This window comes from Pradoshia sp. Z6_59 (genome assembly GCF_058267515.1).
Map to the genome: position 1 here is coordinate 1 of NZ_JBZCPP010000024.1, position 19125 is coordinate 19125.

Annotated in this window: 18 protein-coding genes and 2 tRNA genes; 3 read left to right on the plus strand and 17 right to left on the minus strand. The window is 39.0% G+C overall.

Annotation, left to right across the window (positions count from 1 at the left end):
- Nucleotides 1-427: 427 nt before the first annotated feature.
- From lysS to spoIIE, 16 genes are all read right to left on the minus strand, one after another.
- On the minus strand, nucleotides 428-1915 hold the full coding sequence (lysS, locus tag AC4D4B_RS17475) for a lysine--tRNA ligase (RefSeq protein WP_490997301.1): 1488 nt from the start codon (nucleotides 1913-1915) through the stop codon (nucleotides 428-430).
- A gap of 171 nt (nucleotides 1916-2086) precedes the next feature.
- Nucleotides 2087-3082 (minus strand): tRNA dihydrouridine synthase DusB, encoded by a 996-nt coding sequence (gene dusB / locus AC4D4B_RS17480; RefSeq protein ID WP_490997302.1) that lies wholly within the window; start codon nucleotides 3080-3082, stop codon nucleotides 2087-2089.
- A 40-nt stretch (nucleotides 3083-3122) separates the two neighbouring features.
- Nucleotides 3123-3332: a helix-turn-helix domain-containing protein gene (locus tag AC4D4B_RS17485; protein ID WP_490997303.1), complete on the minus strand. Its 210-nt coding sequence runs from the start codon at nucleotides 3330-3332 to the stop codon at nucleotides 3123-3125.
- Entirely contained in the window at nucleotides 3284-3811 is a 528-nt protein-coding gene (folK, locus tag AC4D4B_RS17490) for a 2-amino-4-hydroxy-6-hydroxymethyldihydropteridine diphosphokinase (RefSeq protein ID WP_491000643.1), read from the minus strand. The genes AC4D4B_RS17485 and folK overlap by 49 nt, the downstream gene beginning before the upstream one ends.
- Nucleotides 3801-4175, minus strand: a complete 375-nt coding sequence (gene folB / locus AC4D4B_RS17495) for a dihydroneopterin aldolase (RefSeq protein ID WP_490997305.1) — start codon at nucleotides 4173-4175, stop codon at nucleotides 3801-3803. The genes folK and folB overlap by 11 nt, the downstream gene beginning before the upstream one ends.
- Nucleotides 4168-5016 (minus strand): dihydropteroate synthase, encoded by an 849-nt coding sequence (gene folP, locus AC4D4B_RS17500; protein WP_491000644.1) that lies wholly within the window; start codon nucleotides 5014-5016, stop codon nucleotides 4168-4170. Before folP ends, folB begins: the two co-directional genes overlap by 8 nt.
- 153 nt (nucleotides 5017-5169) lie before the next feature.
- Nucleotides 5170-6096: a cysteine synthase A gene (gene cysK, locus AC4D4B_RS17505; protein WP_490997307.1), complete on the minus strand. Its 927-nt coding sequence runs from the start codon at nucleotides 6094-6096 to the stop codon at nucleotides 5170-5172.
- Between the two features lie 173 nt (nucleotides 6097-6269).
- Entirely contained in the window at nucleotides 6270-7151 is an 882-nt protein-coding gene (locus AC4D4B_RS17510; RefSeq protein ID WP_490997308.1) for a peptidylprolyl isomerase, read from the minus strand.
- Between the two features lie 18 nt (nucleotides 7152-7169).
- Nucleotides 7170-8048, minus strand: coding sequence for an Hsp33 family molecular chaperone HslO (hslO, locus tag AC4D4B_RS17515; protein WP_491000645.1), 879 nt, complete (start codon nucleotides 8046-8048; stop codon nucleotides 7170-7172).
- A gap of 30 nt (nucleotides 8049-8078) precedes the next feature.
- Complete coding sequence (locus tag AC4D4B_RS17520; protein WP_490997310.1) at nucleotides 8079-8849, minus strand: type III pantothenate kinase; 771 nt, start codon at nucleotides 8847-8849, stop codon at nucleotides 8079-8081.
- 554 nt (nucleotides 8850-9403) lie between these two features.
- The gene (ftsH, locus tag AC4D4B_RS17525; protein WP_490997191.1) at nucleotides 9404-11389 is read right to left on the minus strand and encodes an ATP-dependent zinc metalloprotease FtsH; all 1986 of its coding nucleotides are present in this window, start codon (nucleotides 11387-11389) and stop codon (nucleotides 9404-9406) included.
- A gap of 126 nt (nucleotides 11390-11515) precedes the next feature.
- Complete coding sequence (hpt, locus tag AC4D4B_RS17530) at nucleotides 11516-12067, minus strand: hypoxanthine phosphoribosyltransferase (RefSeq protein ID WP_066103117.1); 552 nt, start codon at nucleotides 12065-12067, stop codon at nucleotides 11516-11518.
- A gap of 23 nt (nucleotides 12068-12090) precedes the next feature.
- Complete coding sequence (tilS, locus tag AC4D4B_RS17535; protein WP_491000646.1) at nucleotides 12091-13476, minus strand: tRNA lysidine(34) synthetase TilS; 1386 nt, start codon at nucleotides 13474-13476, stop codon at nucleotides 12091-12093.
- 123 nt (nucleotides 13477-13599) lie between these two features.
- A complete protein-coding gene (gene prkT / locus AC4D4B_RS17540; protein WP_491000647.1) occupies nucleotides 13600-14568 on the minus strand; it encodes a serine/threonine protein kinase PrkT in 969 nt (322 codons plus the stop codon).
- Entirely contained in the window at nucleotides 14540-15274 is a 735-nt protein-coding gene (locus AC4D4B_RS17545; protein ID WP_490997194.1) for a VWA domain-containing protein, read from the minus strand. Before AC4D4B_RS17545 ends, prkT begins: the two co-directional genes overlap by 29 nt.
- A 79-nt stretch (nucleotides 15275-15353) precedes the next feature.
- A complete protein-coding gene (gene spoIIE / locus AC4D4B_RS17550; RefSeq protein WP_490997195.1) occupies nucleotides 15354-17834 on the minus strand; it encodes a stage II sporulation protein E in 2481 nt (826 codons plus the stop codon).
- 72 nt (nucleotides 17835-17906) lie between these two features.
- Here spoIIE and AC4D4B_RS17555 point away from each other — a divergent pair, with 72 nt between their 5' ends.
- From AC4D4B_RS17555 to AC4D4B_RS17565, 3 genes are all read left to right on the plus strand, one after another.
- A complete protein-coding gene (locus tag AC4D4B_RS17555; RefSeq protein WP_490997196.1) occupies nucleotides 17907-18032 on the plus strand; it encodes a hypothetical protein in 126 nt (41 codons plus the stop codon).
- Between the two features lie 119 nt (nucleotides 18033-18151).
- A tRNA-Met gene (locus tag AC4D4B_RS17560) sits at nucleotides 18152-18225 on the plus strand.
- A 7-nt stretch (nucleotides 18226-18232) separates the two neighbouring features.
- Nucleotides 18233-18304, plus strand: a tRNA-Glu gene (locus AC4D4B_RS17565).
- 333 nt (nucleotides 18305-18637) lie between these two features.
- Here AC4D4B_RS17565 and AC4D4B_RS17570 read toward each other — a convergent pair.
- Nucleotides 18638-19117: a S1 domain-containing RNA-binding protein gene (locus AC4D4B_RS17570; RefSeq protein ID WP_490997197.1), complete on the minus strand. Its 480-nt coding sequence runs from the start codon at nucleotides 19115-19117 to the stop codon at nucleotides 18638-18640.
- Nucleotides 19118-19125: the final 8 nt, after the last annotated feature.

The window sequence follows — 19125 nt, forward strand, 5'->3', positions numbered from 1 at the left end:
GCGTTCGTCCTGAGCCAGGATCAAACTCTCCGAAAGATGTTTGATCTAGCTAAATTTTAAAGCAAATTGACGAGATTAAAAATCTCTTATTTTAGACTTGCTTGGCGTTTCGTTTTGTTTAGTTTTCAAAGAACAATCTGTTTCGTTGTCGTTTTGGCGACTTAACTATCATACCAAGTTAGCAACCTCATGTCAACAACTTTTTTATTTTTTCTTTATCGCTTGCTTCGTATTGTATACTGCAGCAGCGACGTTTATTAATATACCATCTTGTTTTTTATTTTGCAATACCTTTTTATAAAAGTTTTTGTTTTTATTCTTTCTTATACTATGAAGCTTAGATTTATATCCTTATCTTCATATAACAATTGATGAAAGAAAACAAAAGAAGAAGCTGCTCTTAATCGGCAGCTTCTTCTTTAAAACCTTATCTATGTCTCATTAATGGGAATAACAGCACATCACGAATTGAAGGTGAATTAGTTAGTAACATAATTAGACGGTCTATACCAATTCCAAGTCCTCCTGTTGGAGGCATACCATATTCCAATGCTTCTATATAATCATCGTCCATCATATGTGCTTCATCATTACCTTGTTCACGCTCTTTTAATTGCGCTTCGAAACGTTGACGCTGATCAATTGGATCATTTAACTCAGTAAAGGCGTTCGCATGCTCACGTCCTACGATAAATAACTCAAAACGATCAGTAAAGCGTGGATCATCCTCATTTTTCTTAGCTAACGGAGAAATTTCTACCGGATGACCATAAATGAAGGTTGGTTGGATTAACTTCTCCTCAATTTTTTGCTCAAAGAATTCGTTAACAATATGACCATATGTCATAGAGTCTGTGATTTGTACATCATGTTCTTTTGCAAGCGCACGTGCTTCTTCAACAGATGTTTCTTTCCAGAAATCTACACCTACGTATTCTTTAATTGCATCTACCATATGAAGTCTTGTCCATTTTGGTGTTAAATCCACTTCATATTCACCGTAAGGAATGATAGTTGTTCCTAAAACTTCTTTTGCAATATAAGCAACAACATTTTCAGTCAAGTCCATTACATCATTGTAGTCAGCATATGCTTCGTAAAGCTCAAGCATTGTAAACTCAGGATTATGTCTTGTGGACACTCCTTCATTTCTAAATACTCGACCGATTTCATATACTTTTTCCAAACCGCCAACGATTAGCCTTTTTAAGTGTAATTCAATGGCAATACGCATATACATAGGCATATCAAGCGCATTATGATGTGTAATAAACGGACGTGCAGATGCACCACCAGCGATAGAATGAAGCATTGGCGTTTCAACCTCAAGGAATCCTTGGTCATCAAAGTAACGTCTCATCGCCTGAATAATACGACTGCGTGTCACAAATGTTTTTTGACTTTCTTCACTTGTAATTAAGTCTAAATATCTCTTACGATAGCGCTCTTCAATATCTTTTAATCCATGATATTTTTCCGGAAGAGGACGAAGAGACTTAGTAAGATATGTAAACTGGCTTACTTTTATAGAAAGCTCTCCCACTTTTGTTTTAAATACCGTTCCTTTAATACCTACAATATCACCAAGGTCAGCCATAGTGAAAAGCTCATAAGCTTCTTCTCCAATAGCATCCTTACGCACATATATCTGAATTTGACCGCTCACATCTTTAATATGAGCAAATCCAGCTTTCCCTTTGCCACGCTTTGTCATAATTCTTCCAGCTATAGCAACTTCCGCATTCTTTGCTTCTAAATCTTCTTTTTCCACATCTGCATATTCATTGCTAATTTCTTGAGCCAAATGTGTACGTTCGAATCTTTTGCCAAATGGGTCAATGCCCATTTCTTGGATGCGGTTCATTTTGTCACGTCTGACTTTTAATTGGTCGTTTAATTCTTCATAATTGCTCATCTTATTTCCACTCCATCTCTATCGCGTATATACTGTTCCTTTATTTTACACAACCTTAGAACCTAATATATATAAAATATCATTATCCTTTTAAAAGTATCATAAAAACTGCCGGTTTTACCGGCAGTTTCTACATACTTATTATACAGTATATCAGGTACTGTCAAATCATCAAACTGCACGAACGGCTTCATGATACTCAATATCTTCCACCATATTATATAGCAGCCCTACCAATTGTTCACGTGTGTTGCATTCATTGATTTCATTTCTGATTTTACCGCTTCCTTTAATACCTTTCAAATACCATGCTGCGTGTTTTCTCATCTCACGCACAGCGATAAACTCATCCTTCAACGCGATAAGGCGATCAAGATGCAGGACGCAAACATCAATTTTTTCACGAACAGATGGCTCCGGTAAAAGGATACCATTTTCCAAATACTTAACCGTTTGATACATCATCCAAGGATTCCCGAGTGCAGCACGACCGATCATGACTCCATCACAGCCAGTTTCTTCAAGCATTCTCTTGGCATCCTGTGGAGTCTGTACATCACCATTACCGATAACCGGTATATTGACAGCTTCTTTTGCCATACGGATATAATCCCAGTTTGCCGTTCCTTCATACATTTGAACCCGAGTACGTCCGTGGACAGATATTGCACTTCCACCAGCTCTTTCAACTGCCCTTGCATTCTCTTCAACAAATATATGCTGGTCATCCCAACCAATTCTCATTTTAACCGTAACCGGTTTATCTACTTTATCAACTACAGCTGAAACCATTTCATAAATCTTATCCGGATTCAGTAACCATCTGGCTCCCGCTTCACATTTAATAATCTTGTTAACCGGGCAGCCCATATTAATATCGATTATATCTGCATTAGTGTTCTTATCTACAAACTGAGCTGCTTGAACAAGTGATTCTTTTTCTCCACCAAAAATTTGAAGGCTCAATGGTTTTTCTCGTTCATCAATATAGAGCATGTTTAAGGTTTTTTCATTTCCGTGTATTATTCCCTTATCACTAACCATTTCTGCACAAACAAGCCCTACCCCAAATTCCTTAACTGTTAAACGAAATGCTGAGTTACAAACTCCGGCCATAGGTGCAAGTACAACCGGATTCTTCATTTCAACATTGCCAATCTTCAACAATTCAATTCCTCCCTATCCTTTACTTGCACTAAAATTAAATCTATTTAACGAGAGGTTTTAATTCCTCTACTGTAATGTCCAACTGATTTGCAATATCCTGCAAAAAGCTCTCAGAGGGTATTCGGTTGCCTCTTTCTACCTCGCCAAGCATAGAGACCGAGACGGATAACTCTCTGGCAAATTCCTCTTGAGTAAAACCTTTCAGCTTTCTGAATGCCCTAATACGCCTTCCCCATTTTTCCGCTTCCATATCCGAACCCCTTCTTTTTCGGGGATATCATCCATGATTTCCCTTATAGGTTTTTCCATATTAGGCAGAATGATGTCCTTATCTATCTCCACGAGCGGGATAACCACAAAGGCCCTTTCAAGCATCCGCGGATGAGGGACAATTAGGTTTTTCGTTACAATATTTTCTTGATTAAATAACAAAATGTCAAGGTCTATTGTTCGCGGACCCCACCTAATTTCCCTTTTTCTGCCAAGATTTTGTTCTATATTCATGCAGGTAACCAATAGTGTTTGTGCATCGAAAGTTGTGTTGATACAAATAACCATATTCAAAAATTTACCTTGTTCTAAATAGCCTACTGGATTTGTCTCATATATAGATGATAAAGAAATAATCTCAATTTCAGGTACTGCCGCCAGTTCTCTTATGGCATCCTTTAAATTCGATTCTCGATCCCCTATATTTGTACCTATTCCAATATAAACTCTATTCATCATGCCGCTCTTGCTCCCTTATAATCTCAACTGCAACATAATCGTAGTGACCTGGTATTGGGGGATCAGGTTTCACAACCTTGATTTTGCATGAATGAATCATTGAATATGCCTCCAAGATTTCTGCTGATATCTTTTCTGCCACTGCTTCGATTAGATTATAAGGCTTTCCTTCCACAACACCTTTACACAAGGTATATATTTCAGCGTAATTAACTGATTTATTCAGATCATCTGTTTTCCCAGCGACTTGCAGATCCAAATACAATTCCGCACTTACTCTATAGCGTTGTCCAAGTTTATTTTCTTCTTCATAGACACCATGATATCCATAAAATTCCATATTTTCAAGAATTATTTTATCCATTTACTATCACCTTTCCAAGCATCGCATCCATCATACGAGCCATACGGTACATCTCTTTCACATCATGTACCCTTATCATTTGGCACCCCTGCTGAATACCAAAACAAATTGTCGCCCCTGTACCTTCCATTCTTTCTTCTACTGGCAAATCAAGTGTTCTGCCAATCATTGATTTACGTGAAGTTCCTAATAAGACGGGGTACCCGAGGCTCGTTATGATGTCTAAATTTCGCATCATCAGCAAATTCTCCTCCAGCGACTTCGCGAAGCCGATACCTGGATCCAGTACAATTTTATCGTCACTAACTCCAGCCTCTTTAACAATCTGAATACTTTCATATAAGTCATTTAAAACATCACGCAAAAAATGATCGTAGGAAGCCTGTTTCCGATTATGCATAAGGATAATCGGAGCGCCTGACTCAGCAGCAACGCGGGCCATTTCCTCATCACCTTTGGCTCCCCAAATATCGTTGATGATATGCGCCCCTGCGCGAAGTGCTTCTTTTGCCACATCCGCTTTATATGTATCTACAGAGATCGGTACATTGATCTCTTTTGTTAATTCCTTAATAACAGGAATGATTCGCTCCAATTCTTCATCTGATGAAATTTGCTGATGACCAGGTCTCGTCGACTCACCGCCGATATCAATGATATCTGCTCCAGCTTTTATCATTTCCTTTGCACGCAAAACTGCTTGCTCTACTTTGTTAAACTGGCCTCCATCAGAAAACGAATCTGGAGTGATATTTAAGATTCCCATAATCTTAGTGCTTTGTCCAAGTTCCAATTTATATTGTCCACATTCTAGAATCGCCTTTACTTGTGGTTGTTCCATAATAATTTGCTCCTTTAATCAGACTCCGAAATTACTCTATGCAAATCACTATACCACATGTTATTTATAAAAAAGAAAGAAACACAGAAAACCAAAACAAAAGGAGGCATTTAGCCTCCTCCATATGTTTAGCTTATTTACTCGTCAGTACGATTAATCTTCAAAATTATATAATGGCGTACTTAGATATCTTTCTCCATTATCCGGGATGATTGCTAGCACTTTTTTGCCGGCACCAAGTTTCTTGGCAACTTCCAATGCTGCAAAAATAGCTGCTCCGGCAGAAATACCACCAAGAATACCCTCTTCTTTAGCTGCTTTTCTTGCTTGTTCAAAAGCTTGTTCATTTTCCACTTTTATGATTTCATCATAAATATTTGTATTTAATGTATCAGGTATAAAGCCTGCGCCAATTCCCTGAATTTTGTGAGGACCTGGAGTACCACCTGATAGAATCGGTGAATCCGCTGGCTCTACTGCAAAGATTTTAATATCTTTGTATTTCTCACGCAGCACTTCTCCAGCACCCGTAATAGTTCCGCCTGTTCCTATACCAGATATAAAGGCATCCAGTTGATCGCCCATTTGTTCTACGATTTCTTTACCAGTTGTTTTTCTATGAACTTCAGGATTGGCTTCATTTTTAAATTGCTGTGGCATAAAGTAACCATGTTCATTTACAAGTTCCTCCGCCTTAGCAATTGCACCTTTCATTCCATCTTTACCAGGAGTAAGAATAAGTTGGGCTCCATATGCCTTCAATAAGTTACGGCGTTCTACACTCATTGTATCCGGCATTACCAATATAGCTTTATATCCTTTTGCTGCTGCAACCCAAGCCAACCCAATACCTGTATTACCACTTGTTGGTTCGACAATCGTTGTGCCCGGCTTTAGAAGACCCTTTTCCTCTGCGTCCTCAATCATGGCAAGTGCGATACGGTCCTTAACACTGCTTCCCGGATTCATATATTCCAATTTCAAATAAACCTCTGCAGATCCATCTTCTACAATCTTGTTTAATTTAACAACAGGTGTATTACCTATTAATTCTGAAATATTATTCGCTATTTTACCCAACTTATCCACCCCTAATTCATAGTATTTTCATTGGTTTTATATACAATTTAGCTATTTTTCTGCTTTCTGTCAACTATTATACTTCTAAATTCCCAGATTTTCTGTCAGATAACCCTGTGAAATAATCTTTATGACTCATTTACAGTATATAAAAGAAAATAGAGCGCATGACTCTATTTTCCATAAATCCAATCCACATTATACTGTTCCCAAAGCATATTTGCAGAGACTGGTGTATTCATCTGTTCCATTGCAGCTTTTCGTTTAAGATTAGATTTTATTTTTCCAAAGGATAGTTCGGTTTGACCAATCTGATCATGCAAATAGAGAATAGCATATCCATCCTTGATCTTAATTGGTTGACTCCATTCTCCAGGTCTTAATGAAGCCGCAGTTTCTTTATATTCTTCAGGGACAGAATTGGAATCTAATGATATATACCCTAATTCTCCACCAGTATCCGCCGTATATTTATCTTCTGAGCGTTCTATTGCCATTGCAGTAAAATCAGTGCCCGCCTTCAATTCCTTAATAATCGCATTTGCTTTCGCCTTTTCTGTAAGTACGATATGGGATAATCGGTAGAGATCAGTGAACTTTAACAAGATTTCGTTACTTTTATAGTAAGACTCAACTTCCTTGTCTGTTATGACAGCATCCTTTGTCAACAACTTCTCAAGCAGAATTGAAACTTTAAGCTTCTTTTTAAGCTCCTCACCACTAATATAAGAGGGTGAATTTCCAGTAAAACCATATAACGCTTGCCGGAGAACCGCCTCCACTTTCATCTCATCCCTAGAAACAGTTAGCCGTTGCTTAGCCGCCAATTGAAGAATAACCTCTTCATTTATCATTGTAGCTAATACATCTTTCCCATGTATCCTTTCCAACTCAGCGATCCAGTCCGAACGGCTAATCTCTTTCTCTTCCACTGAAGCAACAATTTCCGCTGTATCTTCCTTCATCGGGTTTTCCCCCATTGTAAAATAAAGGACAGTCACAATATTCAACAGAATTAAACCAGCGATAATGGACACATATTGCTTATTTGACAAAGCAACTCCTCCAATAAATTACTTAGCTGTGTCTTTTAGCTCCTGAAGTTCTTCTTTTGTAAATATATATTTTTCATTACAGAAATGACACTGGGTTTCGGCTTTGCCATCTGTCTCGATCATATCTTCTAGTTCTTCTTTTCCAAGACTGATTAAAGCATTCGCTATTCTATCCTTGGAACATTGGCACTGGAATGATACTGGCATTTTTTCTAATATCTTTACGTTTGTTTCTCCCAATACTTTATTAAGCACTTCTTCCGGAGTCAATCCATCCTGAATCATTTTGGAAATAGGCGGGATTGATCCTAAAGCTTTCTCTATTTTTTCTATAACCTCTTCTTCCGTGCCAGGCATCAGCTGGATAATAAATCCACCTGCAGCAAGAATCGAGTCATCCGGATTAACCAAAACACCTACTCCTACAGATGAAGGAGTTTGCTCAGAAGTAACAAAGTAATAAGTAAAGTCTTCACCGAGCTCGCCTGAAATTAAAGGAACTTGGCCAGAGAAATTATCCCTCATTCCAATATCTTTAACAACAGTCAATGTACCCTTTGTACCGATAGCACGTCTTACATCTAGTTTTCCATGTTCATTAGATTCAAAATCAACATGAGGGTTTGTCAGATATCCCCTAACCTCACCCTTTGCATTACTATCAATGATAACCGGGCCAATTGGACCATCACCCTCAATTTTAATAGTAATCTTTGCTTCGCCTTTTTGCATGGCTCCCATCATTACAGCCGCTGTCATTGCTCTTCCCAACGCAGCAGATGCTGTACGCCAGGAATCCTGCCTTCTCTGTGCCTCTGCAATAGTTTGCGTACTTGAGACTGCATACGCCCTCACTTGTCCATCAAATGCTAGTGCTTTAACTAAATAATCGTTCATGATAAACTCCTTTCAAATCCATTACAGGATTTATAGCTGTATATTCTTTGAATAAATGATTTGCAGACCTTTTAATGTTAAATACGGATCGACAACATCAATTATGGATGTTTCATTTGCAATCATGGATGCTCTTCCGCCAGTAGCGATAACCATAGGATTCTGCTTACTCTGTTTTTTTATCCTGGTTACAATTCCTTCTACCTGTCCAATAAAACCATATAAAACGCCGGACTGCATAGCGTTTACTGTATTCTTCCCAATGATATTGGCAGGACGAACAATCTCTATCCTGGGCAATTTAGCAGCCCTCGAATAGAGCGCCTCTGTAGAAATTTCAATTCCCGGGGCAATAACCCCTCCTAAATACTGGCTATGCTCATTTACATAACAATACGTTGTCGCTGTACCAAAGTCTACTATAATGATTGGCGTCCCATAATCATGAATCGCAGCCACAGCATTCACGATTCGATCTGCCCCAACTTCTTTAGGATTATCATATTTTATATTTAATCCCGTTTTAACACCAGGCCCAACAACCAAAGGCTTCAGTTGAAAATATTTTGTACACATTCTTTCAAGTGAAGACATTATAGGAGGCACAACAGAGGAGAGAATCATTCCTTTTACATCATGGAAGGTCAACCCAACATGACTCAATAACTGATTAAATATCATTCCATATTCATCTTCTGTTTTTCCCCGATCCGTACCAATTCTCCAATGAAAACAAAGATCATCATCCCTATAAACACCAATCGAAATATTCGTATTCCCCACATCCATCACCAATAACATGCAAAAACCCCCTATCGAAAAAGCTGAAGGGCCTTGCTCAGGAGCCGAGGAGCATAAGACAGGAGTTCGGAGGGAGGTGCTTTTTCCTCCCGCAGAGATCATGCTTATGTCCCGAGCTCCTAGGCCCTGAAGCTAGATTACATCAAAAAGCTGAGACGACTGGTCAGGAGCGACAAGCATAAGACGAATACTCGGAGGGAGGGCTCTTCTCCCGTAGAGTATTTGCTTATGACTCGAGCTCCTAGGAATCGAAGCTAGATTACATAAAAAGCTGAAACGGCTTGCCCAGAAGCGAGGAGCATAAGACAGGAGCTCGAAGGGAGGTGCCCTTCCCTCCCGCAGAGGTCATGCTTATGTCCTGAGCTTCTAGCCGTTGAAGCTGGATTAATCAAAAAGCTGAGACGACTGTAACATGGAACGAAGACTAAAAGCGCCACGTCCTGTGGCAACGCCTTCATGACCTACATCCTGTAGGCCTCCGGTCCTTTTAGTTTCAAAGGTCTATCCCTTTCCAAAAAAAGTGCCCCATTCATATGATGGGACACTCAGAATTCTTACAATTTATTAGGATCGTTCGTTTCCATATCCGGTGGTGTAGGAGGAGTTTGATCATCTTCTCTTCGCTCGGATATTGTATTGTCTTTGGATAAATCCTCAGACAGAATTTCCTTTTTAGCTGATACGTTCACTGTTACATCGCTTGCTACCTTGCGCTCAGGCAATGTTCCATGATCCGCCAGGTGACGAATTTGTTCGGCATCTAACGTCTCAATTTCAAGTAATGTGTTAGCAATCAGATCTAACTTACTGCGGTTTTCAGTAAGAATTTTTCTTGCACGTTCATAGCACGTTTTGATGATATTTTGGATTTCGATATCAATTTCATAAGCAATCTTATCAGAATAGTTTTGCTCACTATTAATATCGCGACCTAAGAATACTTGGCCTCCTGAAGCCTGGCCAAACTGCATCGGTCCGAGCTTATCACTCATTCCGTATTCAGTCACCATTTTGCGGGCAATGCTTGTAGCACGTTGGAAGTCATTATGAGCTCCAGTACTCACTTCACCAAAGACGATTTCTTCAGCAACACGTCCGCCTAACAATCCGGTAATCTTATCGAACAATTCAGGCTTAGTCATAAAGTAACGATCTTCACGCGGAAGCATTACAGCATAACCGCCTGCCTGGCCACGCGGAACAATTGTTACCTTATGGACCATATCTGCTTCGTCAAGTACCAACCCGATAACCGTATGTCCGGATTCGTGGAAGGCAACAATATTTCTTTCTTTCTTAGAGATGACACGGCTTTTTTTAGCAGGACCGGCAATCACACGATCCGTTGCTTCATCAATGTCGCTCATATCTACTTTTTTCTTATCCTGTCTTGCAGCTACCAAAGCAGCTTCATTCAAGAGATTTTCTAAATCGGCACCGGAGAAACCTGGGGTTCTCATCGCAATTGCTTTAAGATCCACATTTTCATCAAGCGGTTTGTTTTGTGCATGTACACGAAGTACAGCTTCCCTTCCAATTAAGTCAGGACGGTCAACCGTAATTTGTCGGTCAAAGCGGCCTGGACGTAAAAGAGCCGGGTCAAGAATATCAGGTCGGTTTGTAGCAGCAATGATAATGATACCTTCATTTGCTCCGAAACCATCCATTTCAACAAGCAATTGGTTCAGGGTTTGCTCACGTTCATCGTGTCCCCCGCCAAGGCCAGCTCCACGCTGACGTCCAACTGCATCGATTTCATCGATAAAAATAATACATGGTGCATTCTTCTTCGCATTTTCAAAAAGGTCACGCACACGGGAAGCACCCACACCCACGAACATTTCAACAAAGTCTGAACCACTGATAGAGAAGAAAGGTACACCTGCTTCACCAGCTACTGCTCTTGCAAGCAAGGTTTTCCCTGTTCCCGGAGGTCCTACTAAAAGTACCCCTTTCGGAATTCTCGCACCTAATTCAGCAAATTTACGAGGGTCCTTCAAGAACTCCACAACTTCAACCAGTTCTTGTTTTTCCTCATCAGCACCCGCAACATCTTTAAAGCGTACTTTTTTCTTTTCTTCACTGTAGAGCTTAGCTTTACTTTTACCAAAACTCATTACTTTGTTTCCGCCACCTTGCGCACTATTCATCAAGAAGAAGAACAATAGCAAAATAATGACGAACGGAATAATTGAAGTTAAGAATGTTACCCATACACTTGTTTCTTTTGCTGGAGCAACTGTAGATTTTACACCCTGTTCATCAATTAAGTCAGTAACCTCTTCAGCCTGTTCTGCAAGGATATATGTTAAATAAAACTCATTTTCCTTAGCATCCTTTAATTGACCCTTAACAGAATATACTCCGCGTTCCACCTGTAAATCAGCGGATTTAACCTCACCTTTTTCAAGACTTTCAATAAACTCATTATTAGAAATATGTTTAGTTGGCTCGGAATTTTGGTTAAACACACTTACTACTCCGATAATCGCCACAAAAATAAGTAAATAGAATATGGTATTTCTAAAAATACGGTTCATCCCTAACCTCCTCCCAAAAAACTAAATATAGTATTCGTATCTACAATCAGGTTACTTATATATTTTATATAAAGATCATAGCACAGTCTATTATATGAATAGAACGGTTATTAATCATCTATATCCCTATTTGGCAGTTTCGTAAACTTCCCTTTTTAACACGCCAATGTATGGAATATTCCTGTATTTTTCCATATAATCAAGCCCGTATCCAACAACAAACTCGTCAGGTACATTAAAGCAAGCGTAATCCGCATGTATATCCGCTTTTCTTCCGGATGGCTTATCCAATAATGTAACAAGCTTGATGGATTTAGCTTTTCTGTACTTAAATAAATCCACTAAATAAGAGAGGGTAAGACCGCTGTCTATGATATCTTCAATGATCAGCAAATCTCTGCCTTCAACAGATGTGTTTAAATCTTTAATGATTTTAACTTCACCGCTTGAAACCGTAGAAGTACCATAGCTGGAAACATCCATGAAGTCCATTTCCAAATAGCTGTCTACATGCTTTAATAAATCGTTCATAAAAGGCATTGCACCTTTCAGCACACCTATCACTAATGGATTTAGATCCTTGTATTCCTCTGTAAGCAAAGCCCCGAGTTCTTTAATTTTGCCTTGGATTTCTTCTTCTGAAATCAAAATTTTCTCAATATCATTATGAATCGTCATTCGGTAGTCCTCCTAGAAGAGCATTATTCAACATACTTTATCATGATGGCTGGCGTCGGGGTCTTTTCTAGATTAATCTTTTGCAGACCTGGTATCCAAACAATTTGATCATTCTTATTAACAATAATTGGCCAACTCTCCCGCTCATGCACAGGTATCTTGTGTTCAAGAAACAGCTTTTTCAGTTTTTTATGGCCTGTAAAGCCTTTAGGCTGGTATCGATCTCCATCCCGCTTATTCCGTACCCTTAATGGTAAGTCCTCTTCACTTAAAGGTAAAATACATGTATATCGAGATGCATGCTCCCATTTTTCAGATAAGGTATCCAGCAAAACTGTTTCAATAACAGCGCCATTCGCAAGAGCCGTCTTCCCCGGTATACGGATTTCTTTTGAAAAAGTTACTGATGGCAACCTTCCAAAATGGAAAAGCAACTGATCATATGTTTTCGTAACTTGAAGCCCAGAAGGTAATTGCACGGAGATGGAAGGATTGGATTCTGTCAATAAAGACTGAATACACTCTATATGTACGTATGAAAATACATAAGGTTTCACTTGATAAAGATAGTTTAATATTAGATGAATCACCCTCCTTTGTAAAGGTTTTGGCACCTTTCCGAGAGAAGATATGGGAACTTTTAAAATCCCGTCCTTTTCAGTTAATTCAAGAGAATTATACTCTTTTTCAGCTAACATCATCAAAAATCCTTCATCTTGTTCCAAATCCTCGCTAAACCGTTGAATATGATCAAGCGCTTTACTATTTTCCTTTTTTATCAATGGTAATATGTATTTACGGAATCGATTTCGGGTATAAATATCCTTTTCATTACTTGGATCCATGCGTGGCTTGAGATCCATCTCTGTGCAATATTCCAGGATTTCCTCTCTTGTGACAGCAAGAAAAGGACGTATGATCCATCCACCCGCGAAGGATCTTTTCAGAGGAATTCCAATCCTGGCCATCCCTGAAGTCCCCCTAATAAGGTTCATTAAGACTGACTCTGCCTGATCATCCTTATGGTGAGCAAGAGCTAATTTTTGCGCCGCATACTTTTCCATTATATCCCTATAAAATGCATATCGACAATCCCTGGATGCCTGTTGTGGATTTTTACCTGTATCTTTAATATATTTTGGAACATCTATCCGATTTCCTTCAAATAGGATTCCCCATTCCTTACATATTCCTTCTACAAATAAATATTCCTCAAATGATTCTTCACCTCTGAACATATGATCTACATGGGCAACCACAAGGGTTAGATTATATGATTTTTTTATGCTATTAAAAAAAGCAAGCAATGCCAATGAATCCGGCCCTCCGGAAACACCTACTAAAATCGTGTCATTATGATTAATCAATCGTTTTTTATTAATATAAGCAGTTACTTTCGCCTCTAACATACATATTCCTTTCTACCGTTGCTTTCAATTAATTATTATCGTACCACTCTTATAAATGGAATCCAAAAATTATCTTTCAAAAAAACGGTAGAGACAGCGTTATTGTTTGTATTTCTTGTGAACTTATACAACTTGACCAAACATATAAAATGCATAAAGCAAAGTAATAATAGCAACTAAAAAGAACGTTTCAAAGAAATTGCTTTTATCACTGGATTTCCGTTTCCTCATCTGTACCCGACTAGTGTTTACTGGAGCATTCCTTTTTACGGCGGTACGGTTAGCAGTTTGTTTTGCGTGTAAATGGGATATGACTTCCTTTTTCATATCAGTTGCCGTTATGTATTGGCCTTTCAAAGCTTTTAAAAGAATAGACTCCAACCCTCTGAGTTCCTGATTGTTTTTCACTAATTCCTTTAATTGGTTAATTCCCTCTCCATTTTTATTAAACCTTTTTTGATAGGCTGCATTGATCACTATCATAGCAAGTGCAAATAAATCATAGGAAGGCTCTGCCCTTCTGCCCCCAAGTTCCCAATATCCGCGATCAAAATACTCAGTGTATTCTTTAATCGCACGGCCAATTTGCGTGGTTCCTCCTACATCTATAAAACGGACTTTAAAATCGGGTAATTGTACAATCAAGTTTTCAGGTTTTAAATCCCCAAAAACCCATCCGAGTTTATGCATTTCTTCAAGGCTGTTTAAAAGCTGCAACACAAGTACACCAATCCAATCTGCACCTCTTTTTTGCACAAAGGTAAGAAATGAATCTCCGGAAATATACTCCATCACGTAGAAAGGAATGATCTTTCCGCTCCCTATACAGTCATCCACATCTATCAAATAAGGTCCTAGGGATATTCCCTGGACCTTTGCAAATGATTTTAATACATTTACTTCTGCGGCAATAGTAGCACTGTTATCACTAAATTTGATTGCTACGGATCCATCTGAAGAATCTGCAAGATAAACAATTCCATTCGCGCCATACCCTAATTCTTTTCGAATGATATAACTCTTATGATGCCATTTGCCCCTGATTACTGATCCAATTGGAAAGCTACATGGTTTCTTCGAAGTATTGATCATCGTCGCCTACTATTCTCCTTATAGAAGACTCTTTATTAAAATACTTAATGGCTTCACGAATAGCTGGACCAGTCGGGGTAATTCCTCCAGTGGTTAATTTAGCGAAAATTTTAGAAAGGGATTCAAGTCTAGGGCTCCAATCCATCACTCTTTCCACTTCGGTTCTTTTCCCGGGAAATATAAAAACTGAGAACTGATTTTCACCACTTCTCGCATTTAGACTAATAGATAAATCTATAAGCGCCTCTTTAACCGTTGGCAGCTTATGTTTCATACTGGCACTTGTATCAACCAATACAAGAACCTCCATTTTTACCTTTTCTCCCAGATCCTCCACTACCTCCATTACCTCCCCGCGTTTATCAGGTGGTAATTCTTCCATAGTGATATGATTTCCAAGTATTTGCTGTAGCTCCTTATTCACCACACCCTGTATCGTTTGGTTCATCGCCTTCCTAGTGACCATTTGTACAGTTTGTGATAATTGTTCAGCATAGACGATTTGATGAATGCCAGCACCAGATGATGCTATATTCTCAATTTCCCGCATTCCTCCTTCGTCTATAATGTCCTTATCCATAACGCCAATTACATTTACTGTAATTCCTTCCTCACGTGCCAGTGCAGCCATCGCTGTCGGGCTCTCTCCCTGATTGGAGCAGCCGTCTGTCAGCAATAATATTTGCTTAACCGTACCTGTCTTCATTTCATCATCCTCCTATACCGCTATTTTTATTTTCATCTTCGCCTATATATAGGCGCTTTATACGATTAGGAGGATATTATTATTGAGCTTTTTTCTTCTTCGTACTGACAGGTATACTTGTCCATTTCGGAATATTATGGTTTATTTGTGCAACAACAATTGTCATATCATCCTCAATTTTACCTGAGCTTGTCCTGATTACCTCTTCGAGAATAATATCAGCTATTTCCTGTGGCTTATCAGTACCGATTTCTCTAATCTTTCTAATCATCCATGCTTCATAATTCTCAACATGCTTTGGCCCTTCAAATATTCCATCACTCATCATAATTAAAAGGTCACCGGCCTTTAATTGGTCATGAACCACGTCCACATCAAATTCTTTGATAATACCAATTGGCAAGTTGTTAGATTGGATTTTCGTAACCTGCTGCCCTCTCTTTATAAAGCTTGGTGTTGAACCCACCTTTAAAAATTTCACACTCGCATCCTGTAAATCAATCATTGATAGGTCAAGTGTTGAAAAAATCTCATCTGTAGTCCGCAATGAAAGGATCGAATTAATCGATTTAATAGCTACCTTTTCCTCTATTCCAGACTCAAGTATTTTCTGCAGTAACCCTAAGGTTTCCGAGCTTTCATTATGAGCCCTTTCTCCATTTCCCATACCATCACTAATGGCAATCGCATGCTTCCCTTTCCCAATGTCAATCATGGTGTAACTGTCCCCTGACACAAGTCCCCCTCCCTTTGCAGCATGGGCTACACCAGTTTCTACTGTGTAGCGTTTGGCAGAACGGAATGTTAAGCGGCATAAACCTCCCTGAAATGAACTGCATTCTTCTTTGTAAACAATAATGTGCTCTTCCAATATATCTGAGAGCATGGGTGCAATTAATTTCTCACCTACACCACTTCCCTCGCAATCCGGGATTTGCATATCTATATCAACATTCCCCTGTTCCAGGGAATAAATTTCAATTTGGTGGATATCCAAGCCGAACCCCCGAATGGAATCCAGTAACTGTTCTTCATGTATATGGAGATTTTCACGTTCTTTTGTAATCTCCTTGGCGAAATCCTCCATTACCTTTGAAACTCCCTGGAGTTGATCTGCCACAAGCTTTCTACTTTCTCTCACTTGTTTTTTTAATTTTTGATTTGCATTATAATAAGAGATTTCCTGAAGCATCGCCTCCGTCACTTTATCATATCTTGTACAGAACCGTTTCCATTCTCTTTGAGTGGCCTGCGGAACTTGCCCTGACTCATCTTGTAAAGTCTCAACCAAATCTCCCATCATTCCATACGTATATTCGAAATTCTTCGCCCAGCAATGATCCTTTTTGAAGCATGTCTGGCATGTTTTTTCAGTCACATTGCTCAAAAAATAATCCAACTCACGTTCCTTTTCTACCTCCTTCGTTGTTTGTTCCTCCATCTGTGAAAAACTATTCGATAAAGCCTGGAAAACAGAAGAAAATTGATTCACTCTTTGTGCAGTAACATCCCTGACCCTCCTGACATAACGTTGCTGTTCATTCGTATGCTCTGCTGTTCCAGGAATATGTTTGGCTACTTTTGAAATAAGGGTAGCAGGGGTCATAAAAAATAAAGCAATAGCCAATAAAGATTCATATAGCGTTATTGATATATTTTGACTCCCTTCCCCATAAAGGCCAATTAGTAATGTGGCAATAATTAAACCTAATGATGCCCCTATTTTTTTCCCTTCCTTAAGGAGGCCCCCTAGTAAACCAGAGAAGGCCAATAAGCTCATCTGAAAAAGGTTACTGAGATTGGCCAGACTAAATATTAAACCTGTTACCACTCCTACTGTCGATCCAATAGAGGCTCCTCCGGAGACTGCAAAAAGAAGAACTAAGTACCTGCTTAATGTATGATCAAGGGATATATGATAAATCGACCAGCCGATCGTACCGGTCATAACAGAGGCCAGCATGATTATCAAACTGATAACTTCTTCTGTCCTTAGTCCCTGTGGACTTTTTTTCATGGCAATCAGTGGGATACATTGAATGAAAATCATGGTAAGAATAAGAGCTAAACCTGCTTCAACACCGATCATCATGGCATCGTATATTTCAAACTTCATATATCTCAAATAGCGTTCCGTTGCTCCTGCAATTCCCATGGCTATTAAAACATATACACCAACAACTTTAAATTGGTTCTCCACTGATGGCTGTCTCAGCTTATATAAGAGGAGGAATAAGGCACATGAAGCAAATAAACTTAAACCTGCTGACCAGGAGATTGTTAAGGCTCCTCCTATTGAGGCGACCATAACAAGCGGCGAACGTTCCCGTCTCATCATATATACAGCCGCAAAGAATGGAAGAGAAAATGGAGCTAATTGTGAAAGGATAAGCGCCCTTCCCAGGAGAAATCCCAATACTACTAATATATATCCTTGTTTCACGAAGTAATCTTCCAGCTTCGTTACATACTTGTCCACTAATTGAGAAGGATTCCATTTGCCTGCATCATATTGAACATCCGTTACTGATCCATACATTGTACTTTGTGTTTTATCCACATTACCACTCCCTAACAGGTGATTGTCTCTCATTATAAAGGGGATATAATCCTAAATTTGTCAGAACGGAGGATGAGTTTTTATAAAGTGTTCGACGGCATTCCATGTGAATGGGCAGAAGAAAGCACAAAGGTTATCGAAGGAATCATAAAGAAGAATATTTTATTAAACTACTTTGTAGGAAAGGCTAGAAGATAGAAGAAATAGATACTTATTTAAATGTAATATTCTAATTATTGGCTAAAATATTTAAACCATTGACAAAGTATTTACTAGATTGTAAGATAATTTTTGTGTTCAAAAGCGCATTTGATTATGGCGGTGTAGCTCAGCTGGCTAGAGCGTACGGTTCATACCCGTAAGGTCGGGGGTTCGATCCCCTCCGCCGCTATTTATTTGGCCCCTTGGTCAAGCGGTTAAGACACCGCCCTTTCACGGCGGTAACACGGGTTCGAATCCCGTAGGGGTCATCCATACAAAAAAACCAGGGATATATCTCTGGTTTTTTTTTGTGTTTATAAAGAATATAACTCTTCAGTATTTATCACTTCTTACTATTCCATCTATAAAAGCACTTTACAATCAAACATTTTTTAATATGACGGCTTTATTGATCTTTATATAAACAACGTTTCCCGACATGCTCCTTCTAGTCAAATCTTATAAACTGCAGGATTACACTACCCTATCTATACCATATAATCCCTATATCCATTGATAATCAAATGAAAAAAAACAAAAAACAGACCAACAACTGATGCTGGTCTGTTATATAAATTGCCATTTTGTTTCAGCAGCAAGGTTTAGCCGCGTCTTCCGCCTCTGCCACCTCGTTTGGATTCTGTGTTCCTCTTAAGAGATGACATACGCTCTTCACTATCTTTCAAGAAGCGGGCCATTTTTTGTTCGAAGCTTTCTCTTGGCGGTCTGGAATCATGTCCTCCTCTTCCTCCCCGAGAGTCATTTCTTCCAGCACGAGAATCGTTTCCTCTGTTATAACGAGGTCGTTGTTGATAAGATGATTGCGCAGGTTGTTCGCTCTCCTTCTTCTCAACAGCTTTTTTTATAGAAAGACCGATTTTGCCATCTTTCTCTACATTTATGACTTTTACTTCAACTTGATCTCCCACTTTTAGGTGATCATTAATATCTTTTACATAATTATCAGCAACCTCACTGATGTGGACAAGTCCTGTTGAACCCTCGGGCAGCTCAACAAATGCTCCGAAATTAGTGATTCCTGTTACCTTACCTTGTAACTTGCTGCCTACTTCGATTGACATAAAAAAAT